The sequence below is a fragment of the Sphingomonas sp. genome, from assembly GCF_036388215.1.
Taxonomy (GTDB): Bacteria; Pseudomonadota; Alphaproteobacteria; order Sphingomonadales; family Sphingomonadaceae; genus Sphingomonas.
The window spans coordinates 161,039-183,558 of record NZ_DASVSH010000026.1; the positions used below are offsets into that span (position 1 = coordinate 161,039).

Below are 22,520 nucleotides of genomic sequence, written 5' to 3' on the forward strand. Positions count from 1 at the left end.
TCGCCAGCCGGGTGGAAGTCCTGCATCGGCTGGTATCCGCCATCGAGCGGGATGTGCAGGCGTCATGATCGCGCTCAGTGACTTGTCCCAGGAACTAGGCGCGCACCTCGCGCACGAGGATAGCTTTATCTATCCGCGCATGATCCAGAGCGACAATGCCCTGACTCGGGAAGCGGCAAGCGCCTTCACGGCCGAATTCGCCTCGCTGCACGCGGATTGGACGATGTATCTCAATGAGTGGAACAGCGAGTGCATCGCGGAGGACTGGGACCATTTCAGCCTGGTCACACTCTCGATCCTCGACCGGCTCCAGCGGCGCGTCGATGCCGAAAACAATATCCTATACACTACGGCCCTCCGCGAAAGCGTGCTCTCACTACGCGAAGGAGTCGCGGTCTAGGGCAGGAGCACTGTCGATCCAGTCGTCTCGCCCGCCTCAAGCGCGCGGTGCGCCTCGGCAGCGTCCTCCAGCGCGAAACGCTGGTTGATGTCCGCGCGAACCGCGCCGCTGCGCAGCATCCCGAACAGGCGCGCGCTGCCGGCGGCGCGTTCATCGGGCGTGACATAATAGTCGAACAAGGTGGGTCGGGTGACGAAGACCGACCCGGCGCGTGCGAGTTCGCCGAGCCCTACATTCTCTACAGGCCCGCTGGCGTTGCCGAAGCTGACGACAAGGCCGCGCCGCTTGCATGACGCGAGCGAGGCTTTCCAGGTCGCGGCGCCCACGCCATCGAGCACGACGTCAGCGCCTATGCCGCCGGTGATTTCGCGCACGCGGGCCGCAACATCGTCCTCGCGCGAGAGCAGCACATGATCCGCACCGGCACCCCGAGCGAGGGCGACCTTTGGTTCGCTGCCCACGGTTGCGATCACTTGCGCGCCGATCGCCTTCAGCCAGCGCACCGCGATCTGTCCGACTCCGCCCGCGGCGGCATGGACCAGCACGGTCGAGCCCGGCTGCACCCGTGCGCAGCGCTCGATCAGGAACTCGGCGGTGCAGCCCTTGAGCAGCGACGCCGCCGCGGTCTCGTCCGAAATATCCCCGGGCAGCTTGAACAGGGTCATGGCCTTCACATTTCGGGCGGTCGAATAGGCTCCGAGCCCGGGCCCCGGAGTCGCCACGCGGTCCCCTGTTGCAAAGGCCTCGACCTCCTCGCCCACCGCTTCTACCACCCCCGCCGCTTCGCCTCCGAGCCCACTGGGCAGCGGGACAGGATAGAGGCCGGAGCGGTGATAGGTGTCGATGAAATTGAGGCCGATGGCGGTGTTGCGCATGCGCACTTCGCCCGGCCCCGGCGGCGGCAGCTCGATATCGATCCATTCGATCACTTCGGGCCCGCCGGTCCGCTGAATTCGCGCAGCCCTCGTCGTCATGTCACCGGCCATGCCCATAGGATGAGCGGCGTTCCTACCACCAGCACGATTAGGGACAAGGGCGCGCCCAATCGTGCATAGTCGCCAAAGCGATAGCCGCCGGGGCCCATGACCAGCGTGTTGCACTGGTGGCCGATAGGCGTGAGGAAATCGCAGCCGGCGCCCACCGCCGTCGCCATCAGGAATGCCTCCGGACGATAGCCCAGGCCCGTGGCGAAGGTCGCGGCGATCGGGGCCATCACCAGTACTGTCGCCGCATTGTTCAGGAACGGGGTCACTGCCATCGTCGCCGCGAGGATCAGTGCGACGGCTCCCCAAGGCGGAAGGATCGCGGCAAAGTGCGAAAGCTGCTCGCCGATCAGGTCGGTCGTCCCCGTGGTGCGCAGCGAATCGCTGACCGGGATGAGCGCGCCGAGCATCACCAGGATCGGCCATTCGATATGGCCATAGGCCTCGCGGACCGGCAGCGCGCCGCTGATAATCACGAAGGCCGCCGCCGCAAAGAATGCGACCGCCACCGGCACATAGCCAAGCGCTGTCGCCAGCATCGCCACGCTCAGGGCAGCGAGCGGTATCAGGCCCTTGCGCGCGCTTCCCAGCCGCAGCGTGCGTTCGGCGAGCGGCAGGCAGCCAAGCTCGCCGAGGCGCTCAAACAACAATTCGAGCGGCCCCTGCAGCACGATCACGTCGCCCGCGCGAAGCTGGACTTCGGCCAGGCGCCTGGCGATCCGCTCGCCGCGACGCGAGACCGCGATGAGATTGACGCCGAAGCGCTCGTGCAGGCCCAGCCGTGCGGCGGTCTGCCCGATCAGCACGCTGCCGGTGCCGATCACGGCTTCGATCACCCCTACATCGTCGCCGCCTTCGACTGGCCGGTCGCGATGCTGTCCTTCCAGCTCTAGCGCATCGGTCGCGATCACCCGCTCCAGGCCATCCGGCGCGCCGGTGAGGATCAGCAGGTCGCCTTCGCGCAGTTCGGTGTCGGGAAAAGGCGCGCTGCGAACTCCCGAGCGAAGGATCGCGGACAACGTGATCTCATCCTCATGCCGCTCGAGAAATGCGCCGACCGTTTCGCCGACCACGGGCGATCCCGCCGGGATGAGCGCCTCGGTGACATAATCCTGGATGTCGAGCGCTTCGCCCAGCGTCGGGACGGCGCGCCGGTCGCGCGGGAGCAGCCGATATCCGAAGCGCAGGAAGATCAGGCCCACCACGGTGAGGCCCAGGCCCACCGGCGCATAATCGAACATGCCGAAGGGCTCGCCGGTCATTTCCTGGCGGACCCGGCTAACGATGATGTTGGGCGAGGTCCCGATCAGCGTGATGAGACCGCCGAGCAGCGAAGCGAACGCCATCGGCATCAGGAAGACGGCCGGCGAGGCATTCGACCGCTTGGCCATCTGGAACGCGACCGGCATCATCATCGCGAGCGCGCCGATATTCTTTACCAGCGCCGAAGCGAAGCCGACACTGGCGCACAACAGCAGCAATTGTGAGCGTATCCGCGTCACGCGGCGTTGGAGCACAAGCATCGCGCTTTCGATCACGCCCGATCGCTGCACCGCCCCCGACAGCACGAGTGCGGAGGCGACGACGATCACGATATCATCCGAAAAGCCGCTAAACGCTTCCTTGGGCTTGACGACGCCTGCGGCGAGCGCCGCGAGGAGCGCGATTACCGCGACGACGTCGTAACGCAGCTTCCCCCAGATGAAGAGCAGCATCATGCCGCCAAGCACGGCGACGGAGAGCATCTGTGGAAGAGTCATTCAGCCTCGCACGTGGAGCGTTAGCCCTAACTCGCAAGGATGGTTTCAGGTCCGCGCGGCGGCGGCTAGTGGACCGTGCCCACTGCGCGGCCGATCGACAGCAAAACGATCAGCCGCTCGATCTGGCGCCAGCGGCAGAAATTGATGTGGTTGCCCAGATCTCGATATTGGTCCGCGCGAGCCGCGGCCTCGCTGCCGGCGGAATCGCCGAAGGTGGCGATCAGGTGAGTGGCGTCCGCGACTTGGAGCGTGTCGGCAAGATACGGAAGCGGTGGGGGTGCGCTTGCCGCGCCCGGCTCTCGAAAGTCCATGCGCTTCAATTCGCACAAGAAGCTGAAGCATTCGCGGCGGAACAAGGTGAAGGAATATTTATACCATCAAATGTTGGCGCAGGCGCCTTCGCCATGGCAAAGGCGGGGCATGGCAAACCCTTCACGCACTCCGATGGCCGGGGGCTTCATCCTTGCGATCGCCCTGATCGCGGGCGTGGTGATCGGCATGGGACGGGGTCAAGCTTCGATGGGGTTCGTCGCGGGCCTCGGCGTAGGGCTGGCCGGGCTGCTGATCGTCTGGCTGGTGGACCGGCGGAAAGGCTGATCGCTCCCGCGCGAATTCAAAGCGCCCTCCCCAGCCACGCCACCCGGCCCAGCACTTCCGCTTCCCCCGTTTTGACGAAGCGCATCGGATAGGCCGGGTTGTCGCTGACGGCCTCCATTCCGCCGACCGCGGGGCGCAGCCGCTTGACCATCAGCTCTCCATCCAGTCGCAGCACGAATATCCCGCCCCGGCCCTTCACACTGCACTGGGCGCGATCGACCAGGATTTCGTCGCCATGCTCGAGCAGGGGCGACATGGAATCCCCCTGGACTTCGATCATCGAGGCCGCTTCGGGCCGAACCCCTAATTGGCGGAGCATCTCCGGCGGAAACATGCCCGGCCTCCGGCGCGCCTCCAGATCGACCAGCCCGCCGGGCCCTGCCGAGGCGCGCACGTCGAGTCGCGCCACTTCCACCACGCCATCCGCCGCGCGAGCGCCGAGCGCCGCTTCGGGCACGCCCAGATAGCGCGCCAGCCGCGCGCGATCCGCTTCGGTCAGCAGGCGCGGCGTGCCCCGCTTGAGATATTGCTGGAGATAGGCGGGATTGCGCCGAAGCACGCGCGAAAGCTGGGCAAAGCTCCGCCCCTGCTCTTTCATCAGGCCCGCCAGGGCGGCCCGCTGGGTCTCCGGTTCCACAATCGAGTCTTTATCATAGGATTTTTCCTAGACAAGTAGGAGATGAGAACAAATCATGACCATCGATAAACGAATCGAGGAGGAAGCGCGATGTCGGTGCATCGAAAGATCGAAACATTCCTGCGGCGGACGAACATGTCGCCCAGCCGCTTCGGGCGGCTTGCCGCGCGCGACCCACGCCTGGTGCATGACCTTCGCAACGGGCGCGAGCTCGGCGGCCCGCTTGCAGCCCGGCTGGAAGCATTCCTCGCCACCCAGGCCGAGCCATGAGCCGCGGGCCGGACGCCGCCACGCTGATTGAGCGCGGTCTGATCGCGAGCGCTGAAGCGGCAGGCTGCGCAGTGACGATCCCGGCGTGTGACTGCACCCGATGGGCCAGCGCCACCTTCGTGGGCGCGCAGCACCGGCTCACGCTGAAGGCGCGGGCCTCCGTTGAGCTGGATGCATGGCTGGTCGTGTTACCTGAGGCGGAGTTCGCGTTTCGAGGTCATCTGGTGGCGGATCTTGCAGTCACGCGCGTCTCTCGCGAGGGGGACACGGTCACGATCCAGATCGAGGCCCTGACGGTGGAAGACCGTTAGGCCCGGCGCGCCAGGTTGCGCAGGGTGACGAGTGCATCTTCCAGCCCACGTTCAGCGTCGCGAGGCCGTGCAGTCTCCGCCCCGGTTGCAAGGCCGTTGCGAACGACGCCACGCTCGAGCCGTTCGAGCAATGCATGTACCGACGCATCGGTCTCGGGCCGGACGATTGCTTCGACGGGAGGAAGCGGTGTTTCGACACGCTTGGGCGGTGGCGCAGGCTTGCGCACCGGCGGCGTAAGCTCGAATACTTCGAAGCGCTCGGTCTCGTCGAACACGGCGGGGTGGGGCGTGCGGCGCAACGGGGCCAGCGGTACGGGCTTGGGACGCGGCACCGGGGGGATGGCGCGGGGATCGAACGCGGCGAGCGGCTGATCGAAATCCTGAGGAAGCGGCCGCTCGGCGATCGAGGGAAAAATATCTTCGCTGGAAAGCTGGACTTCATCAAGCGGATCGCCGTCATTATCGGCCGCACGCACCTCCAGGAACGGAGTGCCCAGATCGCGTGTCGCGAGCAAGGGCGGACGCGGCGGCGCATCGGGATGGGCATCGGCGCGGCGAATGATCGGAGTATGGGGGGCTTCGGCCACGATATCCTTGCCCACGCCAAGCCCGCGCGTGCCGACCAGCACGAAGGCCATGAACCAGCCGAGCAAGGCGGCAACTCCCCCAATTCCAAACGCCAGGATCACGCGCGCGGTGAGGCCCAGCGGTGGTTCCGCGCCCGGAAGCACGGCGGGCACCCCCGAATCCATCACCAGCGACTCGAGCATCGGCATGGGCATCACGATCACGCCAAGCGCCGCCACCGCGCCGAGCAATGCCGCTGCTAGGGGGGCAAGGGGTAGATTCACGCTTTTACTGTCCTGTGCGACCAAGCTGATTTGCTCGATCCCGACATTGCGAGTTTTTGGTAAACAGATTCATAACGCGAGACGTTGATCGACCAGTTTCGCTCGGCTTCGACGAACGCCCGCGCGCGTGCGCGGCGCGCATCCCAATGGTCGCGATCGGAAAATATCGCGGCCACCGATCGGGCCAGCGCCAGCGCATCGTCGGGCTTGAACAAGGTGCCGGTGTCGCCGTCGCGTATCAGCTCGCGGTGACCGCCTACGTCCGATGCGGCGACCAGCTTGCGCTGCGCCATCGCCTCCAGCGGCTTGAGCGGCGTGACCAATTCGGTCAGGCGCATGCGCTTGCGCGGATAGACCAGCACATCGACCAGGCTGTAATAGCGGTCGACATCGTGGTGCGGCACGCGGCCGATGAACTTGATCCGGCCCGCGGCCGGCGACGCCGCCGCCTGAGCGCGGAGCGCCGCTTCGGCCGGCCCGCCGCCGACCAGTATCAGGTGCATGGAGGGCCGCGAGCGGACGAGCTCGGGCATTGCGTCGATCAGCACGTCGAGCCCTTCATAATCGTAGAAGCTGCCGATGAAGCCGATCGTCTCGCCGCCCGATACGCCCAGCTCCTCGGCCAGCGCCTGATCGTAAGGGAGCGGATCGCCGAAGACGTTCAGGTCCACGCCATTGGGCGAGACGAAGATCTTGCCCGGATCGATCCCCCGCCGCCCCAGATCGGCGCGCAGGCCGTCGCAGATCACCGCGACCGCATCGGCACGCCGCACCGCGCGCGTCTCCAGCGCACGGGTAATATTGTATTTCCAACTGCCCTCGCGCCCCGTGCCGTTGCCGACCGCGGCGTCTTCCCAAAAGGCGCGGATTTCGTAGACGAATGGCAGCTTGAGGCGCCGGGCGGCGCGCTGCCCCGCCATCGCATCGAGCACCGGGGAATGGGCATGGAGGATGTCGGGCTTGAAGGCCATGGCCACTTTGCGGATGCGCCGCGCGAAGCGACCGATTTCGCGCCATTCGCCGATAATCGGCAAAGCCGAATTCACCGGCGGCGTGCGATGGAATTGCAGCCCGTCCACGATTTCGTCGGCGGCGGCGTAATCGCCGTGCCGCGGGCCCGTCACCGCCGCCACTTCCCAGCCCCGCGCGATTTGCGCCTTAAGCAAGGCACGCGTGCGAAAGGTGTAGCCGCTATGCAACGGCAAGCCATGGTCGAGAATATGGAGAATGCGCATCGGCTTTTCCTGCCACGGGAGGCCTTAACGGCGCGTCAACTGCGCTCGGTTACACGCGGAGGCTAAAGGAGCGCGTGGGACCCGCATGATCGACAATCTATCGCTTGCGATCTCGCACGGGCTGATGCTGCTCGCGGCATTCCTGCTGCTGCGCCGCGACGATCTCGATCGGGAGCCGGGCCCACACGAGAGCGACAGCAAGGTCAAGAAGCGCCGCTGGGGTCCGCCCGGTGCGTGATCTCGTCTTCGTCGCCTTTCTTGCCGCACTTTTCGCGACGGGCTTTCGCCGCCCGTTCCTGTTCGTGCTGGCTTATGCCTATATCGACATTGTCTCGCCCCAGCGGCTGACTTACCTGCTGCTCAACTCCATCCCCATTTCGATGATCGCGGTGGGCATGGCCGTGCTGGGCTGGCTGGCGATCGACGACAAGCGCGACGTGCGCGTCGGCCCGCGCCAGCTACTGATCGTGCTGCTGCTCGGCTATTGCCTTTATACTACGCTCAATGCCGATTTCCCGGTCGAGGCGCGCGACAAGTGGGAATGGGTGTGGAAGGCTTTGGCCTTCGCAGCCTTTCTCCCGCTTACGCTGCGCACCAAGCTTCGCCTCGAATCGCTATTGCTGTTCATGGTGCTCTCGGCGGCATCGATCATCATCGTCGGAGGCATCAAGACGGTGTTCTCCGGCGGCGGCTATGGCGAGCTCAATCTGATGGTGACCAATAATTCGGGGCTTTACGAAGGATCGACCATTTCGACCGTCGCGATCGCCATCATCCCGCTGATCCTGTGGTTCTCGCGCCACGGAACGATCTTCGCGCCGGATCGTCGGGTGAGGATATTCTGCTATGGCCTGGTCTTCGCCTGTCTGCTCATTCCGGTCGGTACATCGACGCGCACGGGGCTCCTCTGCATCGCCCTTCTCGCCTTGCTGATGCTGCGCGATTTCAAGCGGCCTTTGGTCTATCTCAGCGCGCTCGGCTGCCTGGGCCTGTGCGCGATCCCCTTCCTCCCTTCGTCCTTCACCGAGCGGATGGGGACGATCAAAACCTACCAGGGCGACGCCTCTGCCTCCACTCGCGTAGCGGTGTGGCAGTGGACGATGGACTATGTGAAGGTCCATCCGATGGGCGGCGGGTTCGAGGCCTATCGCCAGAACAAGATCCGCTACGAGAAGGTCAGCGTTACCGAGGCGGGCGGCCAGGCCGAAGTGAAGCGCAGCCTCGAAATTGATTCCGCCCGCGCCTATCACAGCGCCTATTTCGAAATGCTCGGAGAACAGGGCTATCCCGGGCTGCTGCTATGGCTGATGATCAACCTGGGGGGTGTCTTCCGGATGGAAGTGCTCAGACGGCGCTACAGGAAGGCTGAGACGGGCCAGGAATGGGTCGCGCCGCTTGCGGCCGCGCTCCAAAATGCGCACATCATCTATCTGCTCGGCGCGACCTTCGTGGCGATTGCCTTTCAGCCCTTCGTCTACATGCTGATCGGCGCGCAGATCGGGCTCGACACTTATGTCGCCCGCAAGCGTGGGGAAACTGCGTGGCGACCCTTGCGCAAGCAACGGCTGGCGACGGCATGAGCGGTGAACTTCGAGCGCTTACCGGCGCGCGGGGAATCGCCGCGTGGCTGGTGGTGCTGTTCCACCTGCGCTTCATGATGGCGGGAATCGGCGGGGCCGCCGGCCCGATGGCGCTGGGGTATCTCGCCGTCGACTTCTTCTTCGTGCTTTCGGGCTTCGTGATCTGGCTGACTTATGCCGAGAAGCTTCGCGCAGAGGGGCCGGCCGGGATTCCCCGCTTCCTCAAGCGGCGCATCGCCCGCGTGTGGCCGCTGCACATGTTCGTGCTCGCCGGTGCGATCGTGTTCTCGTTGATAATCGCGTTGCTCGACCATCCTGACTGGTCGCAATATCCGCCGGCCGAGCTGCCGCTCCACATCCTGCTGGTACAGAATTGGGGATTCACCGATCGCCTGACCTGGAATGTCCCGGCCTGGTCGATCTCGTGCGAGCTGGCGGCCTATCTTCTGTTTCCATGGCTGGTGATCGCCACCGATTTCAAGCGCTGGCCCAGTTGGGCGCTGATCGCCGCCGCGGCCGGCATCGCAGCCGCCTTGCACCTGGTTTTCACGTTGCGTGGAGTGAGCTTGCTCGGCGCGGACATCGTCAAGATGAGCGTGCTGCGCTGCCTGGCGGAATTCGCGATCGGCATGCTCACCTGCGCGTTGTGGCTGCGGTGGCGTGCCCGCCCGCTGCTGCCAGCGCTCGCGGCGGGCGCGGCAGGAGCCGCGATCCTCGCTTTGCATGTGGAGGGGCTGGCGCCGCAGACGTTCGCGCTGCCGCTGGTCTTCGGCGCGCTCGTCCTCGTCCTCGCGCTCACATCCGAGATGCGCGGCAATCCCCTTGCCTCGGCGCCGGTGCACTATCTCGGCGAAATCAGTTACGCGACCTATCTCGGCCATTGGATGCTGTGGATGGGCTTCAAGCTCGCCTTCATCCACGACCACGACATGGGCTGGGGCCTGTTCGCGCTGTTCCTGCTGCTGGTTTTCGCCGTCTCGGTAGCGCTTTACCACCTGGTCGAGCGGCCCGCACAGCGCTGGATCAACGACTGGAAGCCACTGCGGCGAGCCGCCGCGACAATCTGATACAATATTGCCCTAGCGTTTCCCGATCATTTCTCTAGCGTAACGTAGAGTCGGCTGGGGGAGTGGCCAATGTCCTACCGCATATTCGCGTCGGCACTCGCGGCCACGGCGCTTGCATCGTGCAGCAGCGGAAGCTCCACCGGATCGACGGGGGGCGCGGTCGTCGCAGCGGCCCCGACGCCCACACCGACACCTACCCCGACGCCCACACCCACCCCCAGCACGGCCGTCACCACCTTCACCACGCTCGATCTGGCCGCGCTTGCGAGCTATGCGCCCGTGCTCCCGGCGTATTACGACGCCACCGTGGCCGGCGACGACAACACCCCCGCCGGCACGACGCTCGACAATCGCATCGCCACGCTTGGCCGCGTACTCTTTTATGACCGGCGGTTGAGCACCAACGATACGATCTCGTGCGCGTCATGCCACCAGCAGGCAGTTGGCTTCACCGATCCGCGCCGGTTCTCCACCGGAGTGAACGGCGCGGCCTTCACCACCGCGCATTCGACACGGCTCGGCAATGTCCGCTATTACCGGCCGGGCTCGATGTTCTGGGACCGCCGCGCGGCCAGCGTCGAATTGCAGGCGAGCCAGCCGATCCAGAACCCGGTCGAGATGGGCTGGGATGCCGGCGCTGGGGGGATCGCCGCGCTGATCACCAAGATGGGCGGCATCGCTTATTATCCCGAACTGTTCGCCTTTGCCTTCGGCACTCCGACGATCACCGAGGCGCGCATCCAGCAGGCGCTGGCGATGTTCGAGCGCGCGATGGTCTCCACCGCCAGCCGGTGGGACACCGGCTATGCGGCGGTGTTCGTAGCCGCGCTCCCCAATCGCGGGCTCAATCTCGATCTGGCCAACTTCACGGCGCAGGAAAATCGCGGGCGCGCGCTGTTCATGGCGCCGCCCAATGCTCCCGGCGGTGGCGCGGGCTGCTCGGCATGCCACCAGCCCCCGACCTTCGGCCTCGACCAGAATTCGCGGAGCAACGGCCTGGATGCCGGCGAGACGATTGTGTTCAAATCGCCCTCGCTCAAGAATGTGGGGCTAGCCGGTCCCTACATGCACGACGGCCGCCTCGCGACGCTTGCGGCAGTGATCGAGCATTACGACAATGGCGTGCAGAACGGCCCCGCGCTTGACAACCGCCTGCGCCCGGGCGGAGTGCCGATCCGGCTCAACCTGTCGGCCGCGGACAAGGCGGCGCTGGTCGCCTTCCTCCTCACGCTCAACGATCCAGTGCTGACGGTTGACGCCAAGTTCTCGTCACCCTTCCGTCCATAGCCTCCCCCCGGTCGTAGCGCGGAACGAAGCGATGGTCCGGGCATTACTCCCTGACTTGCGAGGGGAAGCCCAGTGGCGGAAGACGGCATCGTCTATATCGACGATCAGGAAAGCGGTATCACGCGCAGGAAGATGCGGCATGGCTGGGGCTATTGGGATGCCCAGGGCGCTCGCATTACGGATCGCGCCGAGATCGACCGGCTGAACGCCATCGGGCTGCCTCCTGCCTATACCGATGCCTGGTTCTGCCCCGATCCGCGGGGCCATATCCAGGCCACCGGCAAGGACGACAAGGGCCGCAAGCAATATCGCTATCACACCAGCTTTCGCGAAGCTCAGGAAGCCGCGAAATACGATCGCTGCGGTGGCTTCGGCAGGCACCTGCCCAAACTGCGCGCCAGGGTCGAAGCCGATCTGAAGCTGCGGGGGCTATGCAAGCAAAAGGCGGTTGCCGCAGTCGTGCGGTTGCTCGATCTGGGCACGATCCGCGTAGGCAATGAGAGCTATGCGCAGGCCAATAAGAGCTTCGGCGCGACAACTTTGCGCAAGCGTCACGCCAAGGTTTCGGGCTCGTCGCTCAAGCTCCAGTTCCGCGCCAAATCGGGCAAATTGCGCGTGATGATGATCACCGATGGTTCGCTCAGCCGCTTCGTAAAGCGCATGCAAGATCTGCCCGGCCAGAACCTCTTCCGATATTTCGATGAAGCCGGCGAGGCGCATCCGGTGACTTCCACCGACGTCAATTGCTATATCCGCGAAGCGATGGGCGAGGATTTCACCGCGAAGCATTTCCGCACCTGGGGCGCCAGCGTCCTCGCCTTCCAGGCGCTCGCGAGCGCTGAATCCTATCTAGGCATCAAATCCATGCTGGAGCCCGTTACCCAGGCGCTGGGCAATACACCCTCGATCGCGCGCAAATCCTATGTCCATCCGCGCCTGATCGAACTGGCCAAGGACAAGCACGCCCAGCAGGCGTTTCGTCAGGGGCTGCGCCTGCCGCGCGCGACGCCGCATTTGAGCCGATACGAACGCGGCCTGATCGCCTATCTGGAGCAATCCCTAGCCGCTCCCAGCAGTCAAAAGGCCGCATGACCAACTCTACACGCAAAGAACCCGCGCTTCCCTCGGGTGCCGACCTGCAGGCCCAGGCCCAGGCCTTCCTGCGCGACGCCGCGATCTGGATGCAGCAGCATTGGCTCAACATCCTTGTCGCCACGGCGATCGCGGTGGCGATCTTCTTCGCGCTCCACGCCACGCGCCGCTGGGGAATGAGGGTGTGCGAGCGCGGCGCAGGCGTCGCCAACTGGTATTCGATCATCGGCCGGGCCGTTTCGAAGACTGGCCATTTCTTCATCTTGATGACGTCGATCCGGCTGGTGGCGGGCTACGCCAATCCGCCCGTAATGGTGATGGCGACGATCGGCTTCCTGTTCACCATCGCGGCGGTGTTTCAGGCGGCGATCTGGGTGCGCGAGCTCATTTTCGGCGCGGTCGAGCACAAGACCAGTTCGGAGCAATATCACGGCGCCGGGCTCGCGAGCGCGCTCGGCATCATCCGCATGATCGTGACGGTGGTCGTCTTCGCCATCGCCTTCGTAGTGGTGCTCAGTAATCTAGGCGTCGATGTCACCGGGCTGGTCGCAGGCCTCGGGGTTGGCGGCATCGCTATCGGCCTGGCGGCGCAGGGCATCTTCGCAGACCTGTTCGCGGCGCTGGCGATCATCTTCGACAAGCCGTTTCGCGTGGGTGACAAGGTCCGCTTCGATACAACTTCGGGCGTGATCCAGTCGATCGGGCTCAAATCGACGAGGGTGCGCGCTTTCACGGGCGAGGAGTTGATCATCGCCAACAAGCAACTGCTGGACAAGGTGATCGAGAACATCTCCAATCGCCACCACGTCCGAATCAAGCTGCTTATCGGCGTCGCCTACGAGACGCCTCACGACAAGCTTGAGGCGCTTCCAGCGATACTGACCGAGGTCGTCGGCCAGTGCGAAGCCAAGATATCGCGCGCGAGCTTCGAGGCGTTTGGAGCGAGTTCGATCGACATGATCCTCGAATTCGACGTGCCCGGAGACGACCAGCCCGCCGCGCACGCAATGCGCGACAAGGTCATCATCGGCATCGTCCGCCGCTTCGCCGAAGAGGGGGTATCGATCCCCTACCCGACCCAGACCGCATTCACTGCGATGCCCGACGGAACCCTGGTCCCGCCTTATCCGATGGACGGTGACGAGGCCGTGTGCTCCGCCTCGCCCTGAGGAAGACCCTTCGCGCGCGCTCCGTCCGTTCATTTAACTCATTGCTTTCACTGGATGAGCGCTTAGGCTTGGCGCAAAAGGGCCGGGCGTGACAGGACAGGGTGTAACAGCGGGCGGTCTCGCCGTGGAGGTCGGGGCAAAGCAGGTTCGCCTGGCGTGGATAGGCGATGGCGCTCGTCCGGCTTCCTCGCTCAGCTATGCCGTGGCGGATTTCCCTACGCTGACTGACGTGCTGCTGCGCTTCGAGCGCGATTCGGGCAGGCCGCTGGCAAATGTCCGCTGCGCAATGAGCGTGTCGGGCTCGACGGCTGGCGAAGTCGTATCGATCGCGCGGGGCCGCTGGACGGTGTCGCGCAGCGGCCTGGCTTCGATCTTTCGCCGACCCGTGCTGCTTCTCAACCTGGTTTCGGCTACGGCTTGGTCTCTGCTTGGCCCATCTCCGCCGCGCCTTCAGCAAATCGGCGGCGCGGGCGCCTTTGGTCTTGGCTCGCCGGGCCGCTGGCTGGTCGCGAATATCGATCAGGGCGTCGGGCTTGCCGGCATCGATATCGGTATCGATGGCCGCGCCCGCATTATCGATTGCGAGATGGGCCATTGCGGCTTCCCCCCGGAAAATGCCGTGGAGGATGCGCTGCTGCACGCGCTGCGAAAGCGCAAACAGCCGGTGTCATGGGAGCATGCGCTGACTCTGGCGCCGGACGATGCCTTATGGGCTGGGCCGGGGCTTCCCGCGGGGCGGGGCCAGCGGCTGGACCTGCTGGCCGGGCTGGCGGGCGCATTCGTCGGCGATGCGATGCTGGCCCTGGGCGCGTGGAACGGCGCATTCGTGATTGGGACCGGCAGTGCCGCGCTTGCCTCGCCCTCCTCCGCATCGGTCTTCAATAGCCGATTCGAACAGCAGCCGTCGTTCGGGCGCGTGATCAAGCAAGCGCCGCGCTGGCGCATGGAAACCCAGGATTCGGTGCTGACCGGCTTGGCGGTGGCACTGGCCCACGCGGAGCACGACCGCTAGATTCCCCCCTCGTCCAAGCTGAGCAAAGTCGCATTGCCGCCCGCACTGGTGGTATCTACCGATATCGAGCGCTCGACGCAGAAGCGGTGGAGATAATGCGGCCCGCCGGCCTTGGGGCCGGTGCCGGACAACCCCTCGCCGCCGAAGGGCTGCGAGCCGACCACCGCGCCGATCATCGAACGGTTGATATAGAGGTTGCCGGCCTTCGCGCGCGCCTCCGCGATCTCCGCCGATCGGGCGATGCGGCTGTGCAGTCCCATCGTCAGTCCGAAACCCTTAGCATTCACTCGGTCGATCGTCTCCGCTAGCTGCCCTGCCGACCAAGTCGCGACATGCAGGATCGGGCCGAACCATTCCTGGGTCAGGTCTTCCAATTTATCGAGCCGGATCAGCGTGGGCGGCACGAACAGGCCATTTGCGGGCACTGGCAACGTCTTGAGCCACTTGCCCTTCACGCCCTCGCGATAACCCATCAGCCGGTCGTACGCACCCTGGTCGATCACAGGACCGACATCGGTGCGCGGATCGCCCGGATCGCCGATCACCAGCAGCTCCATAGCGCCACGCAGCATCTCGATCACATTATCGGCGATCTCTTCCTGGAGCAGCAGCAGGCGAAGCGCCGAGCAGCGCTGGCCCGCCGAGCGGAACGAGGAAGTGAGCACGTCCGCCACCACTTGCTCGGGCAACGCGGTCGAATCTACAATCATCGCGTTGATCCCGCCGGTTTCCGCGATCAGCGGCACAAGTGGACGGCTGTCATCCTCCAGCAATGCCTTGGCGATCTTGCGCGCAGTCGGCGTTGAGCCTGTGAAAGCCACGCCGGCAATACGCGGTTCGGCGGTCAGCGCCGCGCCCACTTCGGGGCCGCCGGGTACGAGGATCAGCGCATCTTCCGGCACCCCCGCCTGATGGGCGAGCCTGACTGCCGCGCGGGCGATCTCGGGCGTCTGCGGCGCAGGCTTGGCCACCACGGTATTACCCGTCACCAAAGCCGCGACGCACTGGCCAAGGAAGATCGCCAGCGGGAAATTCCACGGCGCGATCGTTGCCCAGACGCCGCGCCCTTCCAGCCGCATTTCGTTGCGCTCGCCCGTCGGCCCCGGCAGCACCACCGGCGCCATGTCGCCGCGCGCGCGCATCGCATAATAACGGCAGAAATCCGCCGCCTCGCGCACTTCGCCCAGCGCATCGGGAATGGTCTTGAAGGCCTCCTTAACCGCCAGTCCCATCAGCTCGATACGGTGTTCTTCGAGGAGATCGGCGAGGCGTTCGATGATCTGTGCACGATGCTCGACGGAGGTGGCAGACCAGTCGGGAAATGCGAATTGGGCTGCCGTGACGGCGTCGCCAACACTCCCCTCCCGCTTGCGGGAGGGGCTGGGGGAGGGGCTGTCCGCAAGCAGTTCGGGAGCGGCAACAGGCCCTCCCCCAGCCCCTCCCTTGGAGAGGAGGGGAGAAGAAGCAATCGCCCCCGCCGTCTCGGCAAGCACGCCCCGCTCCTGCAAGTCGATCCCTGCCGAATTCCGCCAGGCGCCAAACAGCTCGGCCGGCAACGGAATGCTCGGATGCCGGCTGCCGCCAACCGCCGCGATCTTCTCAACCGGATCGGCGAGCAGTTCCTCTTCGGACAGCTCCTCATCCGCAAGCTGGTGCACGAAGCTCGAATTCGCCCCGTTCTCCAGCAGCCGCCGCACCAGATAGGCGAGCAGATCCCGGTGCCCGCCGACCGGCGCATAGATGCGGCACTTATGGCCCTCTTCCCGGACGAGCCGCTCATACAGCCCCTCGCCCATGCCGTGCAGCCGCTGGAACTCGAAGTCGCGGCGCGCCTTTCCGTTTCTTGGCCCAGCCCACTCCAGGATCGTCGCCACGGTCAGCGCATTGTGGCTGGCGAACGCCGGCACGATGTTCTTCGCATCGAGCATGTCGCGTGCGCAGGCGAGGTACGACACGTCGGTCGCCGCCTTGCGGGTGAATAGCGGATAGTCTGAAAGGCCCTCGACCTGGGTTCGCTTGATCTCGCTGTCCCAATAGGCGCCCTTCACGAGCCGCACATGCATCGGCCGCCCGAGTTGATCGGCCCATGCGATCACCGCGCGGCATCTTTTGCCATAGCCCTGAACCGCCATCCCGAAGCCGTCCCAGCCGTTGATCTCGGGGCGGCTTGCCACCGCGCCGATGATGTCCAAGCTCATTTCAAGCCGCTCGCTCTCTTCGGCGTCCACCGTCAGCGGGATATTCTGGTGCGCGGCCTCCGATGCGAGCTGGGCGAGCATGTCCGTGAGATCGGGCACGCACCGCTCATATTGACCGACCTCATAGCGCGCATGCAGCGCCGATAGCTTGACCGAGATCGAATGCCCCGCTTTGGGATCGCGGCCCACCGCGCGGATGGCGCCGAAATACGCCTCGAAATAGCGCTCCGCATCCGCCTTGGTCCGCGCGGCTTCGCCCAGCATGTCGAAGCTGGCGGTGAAGCCCCGATTCTCGGGCTTCTTCATCCGCCTCATCGCCTCATCGATCGTGCGGCCCATCACGAAGACTTCGCCCATCATCTTCATCGCGGCGCCAACCGCTTGCCGGACGAATGGCTCGCCCGCGCGTGCAATCAGCTTGCGAAGCGCGCTTTGCTGCTCCGCGCCGACCAGTACGCGTCCAACCACCAGGCCCCAGGTTGCCGAATTGACCAGCATCGAGTTCGATTTGCCAGAATGCGCCTTCCAGTCCGCATCGCCCAATTTGTCAGCGATCAACAGGTCCGCGGTCTCGGGATCGGGGACACGCAGGAACGCCTCGGCGAGCGAGAGCAGGGCGACGCCCTCCGTCGAATTGAGCCGATATTCCTGCAGGAACTGGTTCACCCAGCCCTTGTTCTGCGCCGCGCGCAGATCGGTCAGCAGCCGAAGCGCATGGCCCACCACGCTCCCGCGCGACTCGGGCGTCAGCCTGGCGCGCTCCAGCAGCGGCTTTAGAACATCGGGTTCGCTCGCGCGATGCAGCGCCTTCATGGCTTCGCGAGGGGCGGACGCTACGGCAGTCGGCATTTTCAAACTCTCGGTCTTGCAAGGCTTGCTCAAGCCCCGCCAGTTTCTCTAGGGGTGGGCTGCGCTATGCGAGAAACGCGCGCGGGAGACTAGTGTCAGTGGATACGATCACCGTTCAGCAGATGGCCGGAAGCATCGGAACCGAGCGCATTTCCGAATGGGTCGAAGTCACCCAGACGATGATCGACACCTTTGCCGAGGCGACTGGTGACCACCAGTTCATTCATGTCGATCCCGCCCGCGCCGCGCAGACGCCGTTCGGGGGCACGATCGCGCACGGCTTCCTGTCGCTATCGCTGATGCCGATGCTCGCCGCGAAGACCGATGCGCCGAAGATCGAGGGCGCCAGGATGGGCGTCAATTACGGGGGCAACAAGGTGCGCTTCATGCAACCCGTCCGATCGGGATCGCGCGTGCGCGGCCGCTTCAAGCTGCTCAAATTCACCGAGCGCAAGCCCGGCGTGTGGGAGCAGGTGAATGAATATACGCTCGAGATCGAAGGCGCGGACAAGCCCGCCCTGATCGCCGAGTGGATCGCACTGGTTTACGTTTGACTGTCTTAAGCCCTCTCCCGCTTTCGCGGGAGAGGGTTGGGTGAGGGTCTTCTTCTTTTCGGCGCTCAAAAGAAGAAGACCCTCACCCTCCCGCCTTCGGCGGGCCCCTCCCTCTCCCGCGAAAGCGGGAGAGGTGTTGAAAATTCGAAGAAGAAAAGGACCCAAGCATGCGCTCCGCAGTCATCGTCTCCACCGCCCGCACGCCGATCGGCCGCGCTTATCGCGGCGCGTTCAACAACCTACCCTCGCCCACGCTCGCAAGCCATTCGATCAGGGCGGCAGTCGAGCGCGCCGGCATCGACGGCGCCGAAGTCGAGGATGTAATCCTCGGCTGCGCGCTCCAGCAGGGCCACCAGGCCGGCAATATTGCGCGCACTTCACTCCTGCGTGCGGGATTGCCCGTCACGGTTTCGGGCATGTCGCTCGATCGGCAATGTTCGTCGGGCCTGATGGCGATCGCCACCGCCGCCAAGCAGATCATCACCGATAATATGGACGTGACCATCGGCGGCGGAGTGGAGAGCATCAGCCTGGTCCAGACTCCCCAGATGCGCGTCGCCGCCGATCACGAGCTGCTGGCGATCCACAAGGATGTGTACATGCCGATGCTGCAGACCGCCGAAGTGGTCGCGAAGCGCTATGGCATCGGCCGCGATGCCATGGACGAATATGCGCTACAGTCGCAGCAGCGCACCGCCGCCGCCCAGGCCGCGGGCTATTTCGACGCCGAAATCGTGCCGGTCACCGCGACAATGAACCTCGTCAACAAGGAAACCAAGGAAGTCACGACCAAGGAAGTGACGCTCGCCAAGGACGAAGGCAACCGCGCCGACACGACGATCGAGGGCCTGCAGTCGCTCAACACCGTCCTGCCCGGCGGCACGATCACCGCGGGCAATGCCAGCCAGCTCTCCGACGGCTCTTCGGCGAGTGTACTGATGGAGGAAAGCCTCGCCTCGAAGCGCGGCCTCGCTCCGCTCGGGCGCTATGTTGGCATCGCAGTCGGCGGCACCGAGCCCGATGAGATGGGCATCGGCCCCGTCGTGGCGATCCCCAAACTGCTCAGGAATTTCGGCCTCAAGATGGACGATATCGGCCTGTGGGAGCTCAACGAGGCATTCGCTGTGCAGGTTCTCTATTGCCGCGACAAACTCGGCATTCCGAATGAGCTGCTCAACGTATCGGGCGGCGCGATCTCGATCGGCCATCCTTATGGGATGACCGGCGCCCGCGCGACTGGGCACGCCTTGATCGAAGGCAAGCGCCGCGGCGCGAAATATGTCGTGGTCACGATGTGCGTCGGCGGGGGCATGGGCGCGGCGGGATTGTTCGAGGTCCTTTAGAGGGGCTGGACGACCGGCAATAGCCCCCACCGCCCGGGGGCCAGTAAAGGAGAAAATCCGCCGTCTCGCAAGATTTGGACAATATTTTCTATTTTACTCTAATTTTGGTACGAAAATTATATCGCGCGCGGCCGCGATCCGCCATAGCGACCGAACCTTCCATTCAAGGAAGACTCGGGAGAGGCGCGGTGGGCGACGGCTTGGCGCTCGTGGCCGATATCGGCCGCCAATCGGTACGGTTCGGGATCACCGGCGGCGGCGCCGGGCTCGAGCCCCGCGATGTGCGGCGCTTTTCGAGCGACGACCATCCGACCTTCACGAGCGCGCTGGTTAGCTATCTGCGCGATTGCGGCCTCCAGAATGAACATTTGCCGAGCGCGCTGGCGGTTGCGGGGGCCACCCGGGGCGACCTCATCAACCCGACTGGCAGCCGCTGGTACATCTCGCTTTCCGGCATAGAATCGGTGCTGCGCGTGCGGCCTCTGGCGCTCAACGAATGCGTCGCCAATGCGCTCGCGCTGGTTCAGTTGCCCGCCTCCGCATACAGCGCGCTCCAGGGCATGCCGAACAAGGTGGAGGTCGGCGGAAATTATGTCGTGTTGGGGGCGGGCGCCGGACTGGGGGTAGCGGCGCTGATCACGTCCGGGAACAGGCTGGTCCCCGTGCCTAGCGAGGCGGGGCATATGACCTTCGCGGCATGCACGGCCGACGAGCGCAGGTTCGTCGAGTATTGCGCGGCGAAAGGCCTGGTACCCGATACGGAAATGTTGCTGAGCGAGCCCGGCCTGCTGCGCGCATATGAAGTCCTGTCAGGCGGAGCCAAGCTCGCCAAGCCCGAGGATGTGATGCGCGCGGCCGGCCGCGATCCGGTGGCCGCAGCGGTCGTGCAGATGTTCGTCGAGCATCTCGGCGCATATGCAGGCGATCTGGTGCTGGCCTATGCGGCGTGGGACGGAGTATATCTCACCGGCCCGCTCGCGCGCGCGCTCCATTCGCATATCGCCGGCCCCGGATTTCACCGCCGCATGGTGGCCAAGGCCAGTTTCCGCCGCCAGTTGTCGGAAGTTCCGGTCTCGCTGGTGACTCGCACCGACCTGGAATTGCTCGGCGCCGCTGCCGCGCTTCGGAACGGTTGAGCAAATCCGCTCGTTGCCCCCCGGAACCAGTTACGGGAGCAATCGAATGGCCGACACCGCCCAACTCAAGACCGATCTGTGGAAGAAGATGGCCGCCAGCCCCTTCGTGATGTTCGGCATCGATGGCGAGCATAGCGAACCGCTGACGGCGCAGCTTGATCCGGACCAGGTCGACACGCTCTTTTTCTTTGTCGGCAAGGATAATCGCGCCGCGAAGGGCGGCGCGGCAATGGTGCAATTCGTCTCCAAAGGGCACGATTATTTCGCGTGCATGGCCGGCGCGGCGCGCATCGAGAATGATTTCGCGCAGATCGACAAGCTCTGGAACAAGCAGGCCGAGGCCTGGTTTCCCGGCGGCAAGGACGATCCTAACCTCGCCTTGCTGCGCTTCGACATTTACAACGCCCAGCTGTGGGAGGCCGACATGTCGCTGAGCGGCAAGCTCAAGATGCTATTCGGCGGCAAGATCAAGTCCGGCGAGGAGGGCAGTCACGCCGCGGTGAATACCACCGCGGAGAGTTGACCGCCCGCGGGCGGCGCGCAAAGGCGGGACCATGGGACGAAGCCTCGCGCACCGCATCCGCACCGAAGCTCATGCCGTCTGGCTGGCCGCGCGCGATCCCCGCACGCCGCTGGCGGCGAAGCTGGTCGGACTTCTCGTCGCAGCCTATGCGCTTTCCCCCATCGACCTGATCCCCGATTTCATCCCGGTGATCGGCTTGCTCGACGACGCGATCCTCATCCCGCTTGGCGTCTGGCTGTTCGAGCGGCTCATGCCGGCGGAGTTGATGGCCGAGCATCGCGCTCGCGCCGCGATCGAAACCGAGCGGCCGGTCAGCTGGATCGGGGTGGCAATCATAGTTGCGATCTGGGCCGGCTCGGCGTGGCTGGTATGGAGCGTGATCGCTACCAGCGGGTTCGACTAAGGCGCCCCGCTCACCCGCTATGCGTGGCGATCCATTTCTCGACGACTGGTGCGATACGCGTGCGCCATTTCGAACCGTTGAAGATGCCGTAATGGCCCACTTCGTCGGCGAGATAATAGCGCTTCATTTCGGCCGGTAGGCTGGTCGAGATATCCAGCGCCGCCTTGGTCTGGCCGATGCCCGAGATATCGTCGCGCTCGCCTTCGATCGCGAGCACGGGAATATCCGTGATCGCCGCCGGATCCACCAGCCGTCCACGATGCTTCATCGTGCCCTTGGGCAGCGAATGGTCCTGAAACACGGTGTCGATCGTCTGGAGATAGAATTCGGCTGTCATGTCGCAGACCGAGCGATACTCTTCGTAGAACTTCATCTGGGAATCAGCACCTTCGCCGTCGCCCTGCACAAGATGTTTGAACATCTCGAAGTGGCTGACCATGTGGCTGCCCAGGTTCATCGTCATGAAGCCGGCGAGTTGCAGGAATCCCGGATAGACCCGCCGCCCGGCGCCTGGATAGGTCATCGGGATCGTCGCGATCACGTTATTCTCGAACCAGCTATGCGGCCGCTCCGTCGCCAGCGTGTTGACCGCGGTGGGCGCCTCGCGCGTGTCGATCGGGCCGCCCATCATAGTCAGCGTCGCCGGGCGATTGGGATGCTTGTCTGCGCTCATCAGCGCGGCGGCGGCGTAGCACGGGACCGAAGGCTGGCAGACCGCCAGCATGTGCGGCCGGGGATCCCCATCCTTGCCGATGAACGCCAAGTACTCGATCAGATAATCGATATAATCGTCCAGATCGAACTTGCCCTCCGACACGGGCACCAGCTTCGCATCGCGCCAGTCGGTGATGTAGACGTCGTGCCCCGGGAGCATCCGCTCGACCGTGCCGCGCAGCAGCGTGGCATAATGACCCGACATCGGCGCGACGATAAGCAGCTTGGGCCCGCCTTCGACGCCTTCGCGTCGGAAATGCTTGAGTTGGCCGAAGGGCTTGCGCAGCGCGATCTCCTCGACGACCGCGACGCTCTTGCCGGCGACCGTCGTGTGATCGAGCCCGAAAGCCGGCTTGCCTCGCGGGGCCGACGCATGCGCGAAGACTTCGAGCGCGGAGCCGACCACCGGGCCTCCGCCGAAATAAGCAAATGGATTGGCCGGATTGTTGAGCAGGCCAGCGCTGAAATCCGCCATTGCGCTTGCTCCCGCGAGCCACGAGCGCTGGATTTCATAGGCGTTGTAAAGCATTGTGATCCTTCACCGTACCC

Annotated in this window: 24 protein-coding genes; 16 read left to right on the forward strand and 8 right to left on the reverse strand. The window is 64.8% G+C overall.

All coding sequences use genetic code 11. The features are described from left to right. The first annotated feature begins 64 nt into the window (after positions 1-64). On the forward strand, positions 65-400 hold the full coding sequence (locus VF617_RS10310) for a hemerythrin domain-containing protein (protein WP_331014791.1): 336 nt from the start codon (positions 65-67) through the stop codon (positions 398-400). On the opposite strand, the gene VF617_RS10315 is transcribed toward VF617_RS10310, so the two are convergent. From VF617_RS10315 to VF617_RS10325, 3 genes are all read right to left on the reverse strand, one after another. Then, on the reverse strand, positions 397-1,374 hold the full coding sequence (locus VF617_RS10315; RefSeq protein ID WP_331014792.1) for a quinone oxidoreductase: 978 nt from the start codon (positions 1,372-1,374) through the stop codon (positions 397-399). The two genes, VF617_RS10310 and VF617_RS10315, sit on opposite strands and share 4 nt — an antisense overlap. Continuing rightward, a complete protein-coding gene (locus VF617_RS10320; RefSeq protein ID WP_331014793.1) occupies positions 1,371-3,143 on the reverse strand; it encodes an SLC13 family permease in 1,773 nt (590 codons plus the stop codon). The genes VF617_RS10315 and VF617_RS10320 overlap by 4 nt, the downstream gene beginning before the upstream one ends. Before the next feature lie 65 nt (positions 3,144-3,208). Then, complete coding sequence (locus VF617_RS10325) at positions 3,209-3,454, reverse strand: hypothetical protein (RefSeq protein WP_331014852.1); 246 nt, start codon at positions 3,452-3,454, stop codon at positions 3,209-3,211. Between the two features lie 109 nt (positions 3,455-3,563). Here VF617_RS10325 and VF617_RS10330 point away from each other — a divergent pair, with 109 nt between their 5' ends. Then, entirely contained in the window at positions 3,564-3,740 is a 177-nt protein-coding gene (locus VF617_RS10330; protein WP_331014794.1) for a hypothetical protein, read from the forward strand. A 16-nt stretch (positions 3,741-3,756) separates the two neighbouring features. Here the strand turns inward: VF617_RS10330 and VF617_RS10335 are convergent, their stop codons facing one another. Next, complete coding sequence (locus tag VF617_RS10335; protein ID WP_331014795.1) at positions 3,757-4,338, reverse strand: S24 family peptidase; 582 nt, start codon at positions 4,336-4,338, stop codon at positions 3,757-3,759. 129 nt (positions 4,339-4,467) lie between these two features. Between VF617_RS10335 and VF617_RS10340 the strand changes: the two genes are divergently transcribed. Both VF617_RS10340 and VF617_RS10345 read left to right on the forward strand, forming a co-directional pair. Continuing rightward, entirely contained in the window at positions 4,468-4,647 is a 180-nt protein-coding gene (locus VF617_RS10340) for a hypothetical protein (RefSeq protein ID WP_331014796.1), read from the forward strand. Continuing rightward, positions 4,644-4,958: a hypothetical protein gene (locus tag VF617_RS10345; protein ID WP_331014797.1), complete on the forward strand. Its 315-nt coding sequence runs from the start codon at positions 4,644-4,646 to the stop codon at positions 4,956-4,958. Before VF617_RS10340 ends, VF617_RS10345 begins: the two co-directional genes overlap by 4 nt. On the opposite strand, the gene VF617_RS10350 is transcribed toward VF617_RS10345, so the two are convergent. Next, positions 4,955-5,809, reverse strand: coding sequence for a hypothetical protein (locus tag VF617_RS10350; protein ID WP_331014798.1), 855 nt, complete (start codon positions 5,807-5,809; stop codon positions 4,955-4,957). The two genes, VF617_RS10345 and VF617_RS10350, sit on opposite strands and share 4 nt — an antisense overlap. After that, positions 5,806-7,044 (reverse strand): TIGR04063 family PEP-CTERM/XrtA system glycosyltransferase, encoded by a 1,239-nt coding sequence (locus tag VF617_RS10355; RefSeq protein WP_331014799.1) that lies wholly within the window; start codon positions 7,042-7,044, stop codon positions 5,806-5,808. The genes VF617_RS10350 and VF617_RS10355 overlap by 4 nt, the downstream gene beginning before the upstream one ends. An 85-nt stretch (positions 7,045-7,129) precedes the next feature. On the opposite strand from VF617_RS10355, the gene VF617_RS10360 reads away from it, so the two are divergent. The 7 genes from VF617_RS10360 to VF617_RS10390 all read left to right on the forward strand — a co-directional run bounded on the left by VF617_RS10360 (position 7,130) and on the right by VF617_RS10390 (position 14,251). Beyond that, positions 7,130-7,282: a hypothetical protein gene (locus VF617_RS10360; RefSeq protein WP_331014800.1), complete on the forward strand. Its 153-nt coding sequence runs from the start codon at positions 7,130-7,132 to the stop codon at positions 7,280-7,282. Continuing rightward, entirely contained in the window at positions 7,275-8,624 is a 1,350-nt protein-coding gene (locus tag VF617_RS10365; protein ID WP_331014801.1) for a putative O-glycosylation ligase, exosortase A system-associated, read from the forward strand. The genes VF617_RS10360 and VF617_RS10365 overlap by 8 nt, the downstream gene beginning before the upstream one ends. Then, positions 8,621-9,691, forward strand: a complete 1,071-nt coding sequence (locus VF617_RS10370; RefSeq protein WP_331014802.1) for an acyltransferase — start codon at positions 8,621-8,623, stop codon at positions 9,689-9,691. The genes VF617_RS10365 and VF617_RS10370 overlap by 4 nt, the downstream gene beginning before the upstream one ends. Before the next feature lie 69 nt (positions 9,692-9,760). Further along, positions 9,761-10,978, forward strand: a complete 1,218-nt coding sequence (locus VF617_RS10375) for a cytochrome-c peroxidase (RefSeq protein ID WP_331014803.1) — start codon at positions 9,761-9,763, stop codon at positions 10,976-10,978. 132 nt (positions 10,979-11,110) lie between these two features. After that, positions 11,111-12,070 (forward strand): DNA topoisomerase IB, encoded by a 960-nt coding sequence (locus VF617_RS10380; RefSeq protein ID WP_331014853.1) that lies wholly within the window; start codon positions 11,111-11,113, stop codon positions 12,068-12,070. Beyond that, positions 12,067-13,239, forward strand: coding sequence for a mechanosensitive ion channel family protein (locus VF617_RS10385; RefSeq protein WP_331014804.1), 1,173 nt, complete (start codon positions 12,067-12,069; stop codon positions 13,237-13,239). The genes VF617_RS10380 and VF617_RS10385 overlap by 4 nt, the downstream gene beginning before the upstream one ends. 88 nt (positions 13,240-13,327) lie before the next feature. After that, positions 13,328-14,251 carry a glucokinase gene (locus VF617_RS10390; RefSeq protein WP_331014805.1) on the forward strand — a complete coding sequence of 308 codons (924 nt, stop codon included), beginning with the start codon at positions 13,328-13,330 and terminating at the stop codon, positions 14,249-14,251. Here VF617_RS10390 and putA read toward each other — a convergent pair. After that, positions 14,248-17,298 carry a bifunctional proline dehydrogenase/L-glutamate gamma-semialdehyde dehydrogenase PutA gene (gene putA / locus VF617_RS10395; RefSeq protein ID WP_331014806.1) on the reverse strand — a complete coding sequence of 1,017 codons (3,051 nt, stop codon included), beginning with the start codon at positions 17,296-17,298 and terminating at the stop codon, positions 14,248-14,250. The two genes, VF617_RS10390 and putA, sit on opposite strands and share 4 nt — an antisense overlap. A gap of 122 nt (positions 17,299-17,420) precedes the next feature. Here putA and VF617_RS10400 point away from each other — a divergent pair, with 122 nt between their 5' ends. The 5 genes from VF617_RS10400 (at position 17,421) to VF617_RS10420 (ending at position 21,257) form a co-directional block, all read left to right on the forward strand. Then, positions 17,421-17,852: a MaoC family dehydratase gene (locus tag VF617_RS10400; protein WP_331014854.1), complete on the forward strand. Its 432-nt coding sequence runs from the start codon at positions 17,421-17,423 to the stop codon at positions 17,850-17,852. A gap of 167 nt (positions 17,853-18,019) precedes the next feature. Further along, entirely contained in the window at positions 18,020-19,195 is a 1,176-nt protein-coding gene (locus VF617_RS10405; protein ID WP_331014807.1) for an acetyl-CoA C-acyltransferase, read from the forward strand. A 188-nt stretch (positions 19,196-19,383) separates the two neighbouring features. Then, positions 19,384-20,331 (forward strand): glucokinase, encoded by a 948-nt coding sequence (locus VF617_RS10410; protein WP_331014808.1) that lies wholly within the window; start codon positions 19,384-19,386, stop codon positions 20,329-20,331. A gap of 46 nt (positions 20,332-20,377) precedes the next feature. Continuing rightward, entirely contained in the window at positions 20,378-20,854 is a 477-nt protein-coding gene (locus tag VF617_RS10415) for a pyridoxamine 5'-phosphate oxidase family protein (protein ID WP_331014809.1), read from the forward strand. 31 nt (positions 20,855-20,885) lie between these two features. Next, the gene (locus tag VF617_RS10420) at positions 20,886-21,257 is read left to right on the forward strand and encodes a YkvA family protein (protein WP_331014810.1); all 372 of its coding nucleotides are present in this window, start codon (positions 20,886-20,888) and stop codon (positions 21,255-21,257) included. A 10-nt stretch (positions 21,258-21,267) separates the two neighbouring features. Here the strand turns inward: VF617_RS10420 and VF617_RS10425 are convergent, their stop codons facing one another. Beyond that, on the reverse strand, positions 21,268-22,500 hold the full coding sequence (locus tag VF617_RS10425; RefSeq protein ID WP_331014811.1) for a polyhydroxyalkanoate depolymerase: 1,233 nt from the start codon (positions 22,498-22,500) through the stop codon (positions 21,268-21,270). Positions 22,501-22,520 lie beyond the last annotated feature (20 nt).

Coding starts and splice junctions, on each gene's coding strand:
- VF617_RS10310 (WP_331014791.1), top strand. CDS start 65: ATGATCGCGCTCAGTGACTTGTCCCAGGAACTAGGCGCGCACCTCGCG.
- VF617_RS10315 (WP_331014792.1), bottom strand. CDS start 1,374: ATGACGACGAGGGCTGCGCGAATTCAGCGGACCGGCGGGCCCGAAGTG.
- VF617_RS10320 (WP_331014793.1), bottom strand. CDS start 3,143: ATGACTCTTCCACAGATGCTCTCCGTCGCCGTGCTTGGCGGCATGATG.
- VF617_RS10325 (WP_331014852.1), bottom strand. CDS start 3,454: ATGGACTTTCGAGAGCCGGGCGCGGCAAGCGCACCCCCACCGCTTCCG.
- VF617_RS10330 (WP_331014794.1), top strand. CDS start 3,564: ATGGCAAACCCTTCACGCACTCCGATGGCCGGGGGCTTCATCCTTGCG.
- VF617_RS10335 (WP_331014795.1), bottom strand. CDS start 4,338: ATGAAAGAGCAGGGGCGGAGCTTTGCCCAGCTTTCGCGCGTGCTTCGG.
- VF617_RS10340 (WP_331014796.1), top strand. CDS start 4,468: ATGTCGGTGCATCGAAAGATCGAAACATTCCTGCGGCGGACGAACATG.
- VF617_RS10345 (WP_331014797.1), top strand. CDS start 4,644: ATGAGCCGCGGGCCGGACGCCGCCACGCTGATTGAGCGCGGTCTGATC.
- VF617_RS10355 (WP_331014799.1), bottom strand. CDS start 7,044: ATGCGCATTCTCCATATTCTCGACCATGGCTTGCCGTTGCATAGCGGC.
- VF617_RS10360 (WP_331014800.1), top strand. CDS start 7,130: ATGATCGACAATCTATCGCTTGCGATCTCGCACGGGCTGATGCTGCTC.
- VF617_RS10370 (WP_331014802.1), top strand. CDS start 8,621: ATGAGCGGTGAACTTCGAGCGCTTACCGGCGCGCGGGGAATCGCCGCG.
- VF617_RS10375 (WP_331014803.1), top strand. CDS start 9,761: ATGTCCTACCGCATATTCGCGTCGGCACTCGCGGCCACGGCGCTTGCA.
- VF617_RS10380 (WP_331014853.1), top strand. CDS start 11,111: ATGCGGCATGGCTGGGGCTATTGGGATGCCCAGGGCGCTCGCATTACG.
- VF617_RS10385 (WP_331014804.1), top strand. CDS start 12,067: ATGACCAACTCTACACGCAAAGAACCCGCGCTTCCCTCGGGTGCCGAC.
- putA (WP_331014806.1), bottom strand. CDS start 17,298: ATGCCGACTGCCGTAGCGTCCGCCCCTCGCGAAGCCATGAAGGCGCTG.
- VF617_RS10400 (WP_331014854.1), top strand. CDS start 17,421: ATGGCCGGAAGCATCGGAACCGAGCGCATTTCCGAATGGGTCGAAGTC.
- VF617_RS10405 (WP_331014807.1), top strand. CDS start 18,020: ATGCGCTCCGCAGTCATCGTCTCCACCGCCCGCACGCCGATCGGCCGC.
- VF617_RS10415 (WP_331014809.1), top strand. CDS start 20,378: ATGGCCGACACCGCCCAACTCAAGACCGATCTGTGGAAGAAGATGGCC.
- VF617_RS10420 (WP_331014810.1), top strand. CDS start 20,886: ATGGGACGAAGCCTCGCGCACCGCATCCGCACCGAAGCTCATGCCGTC.
- VF617_RS10425 (WP_331014811.1), bottom strand. CDS start 22,500: ATGCTTTACAACGCCTATGAAATCCAGCGCTCGTGGCTCGCGGGAGCA.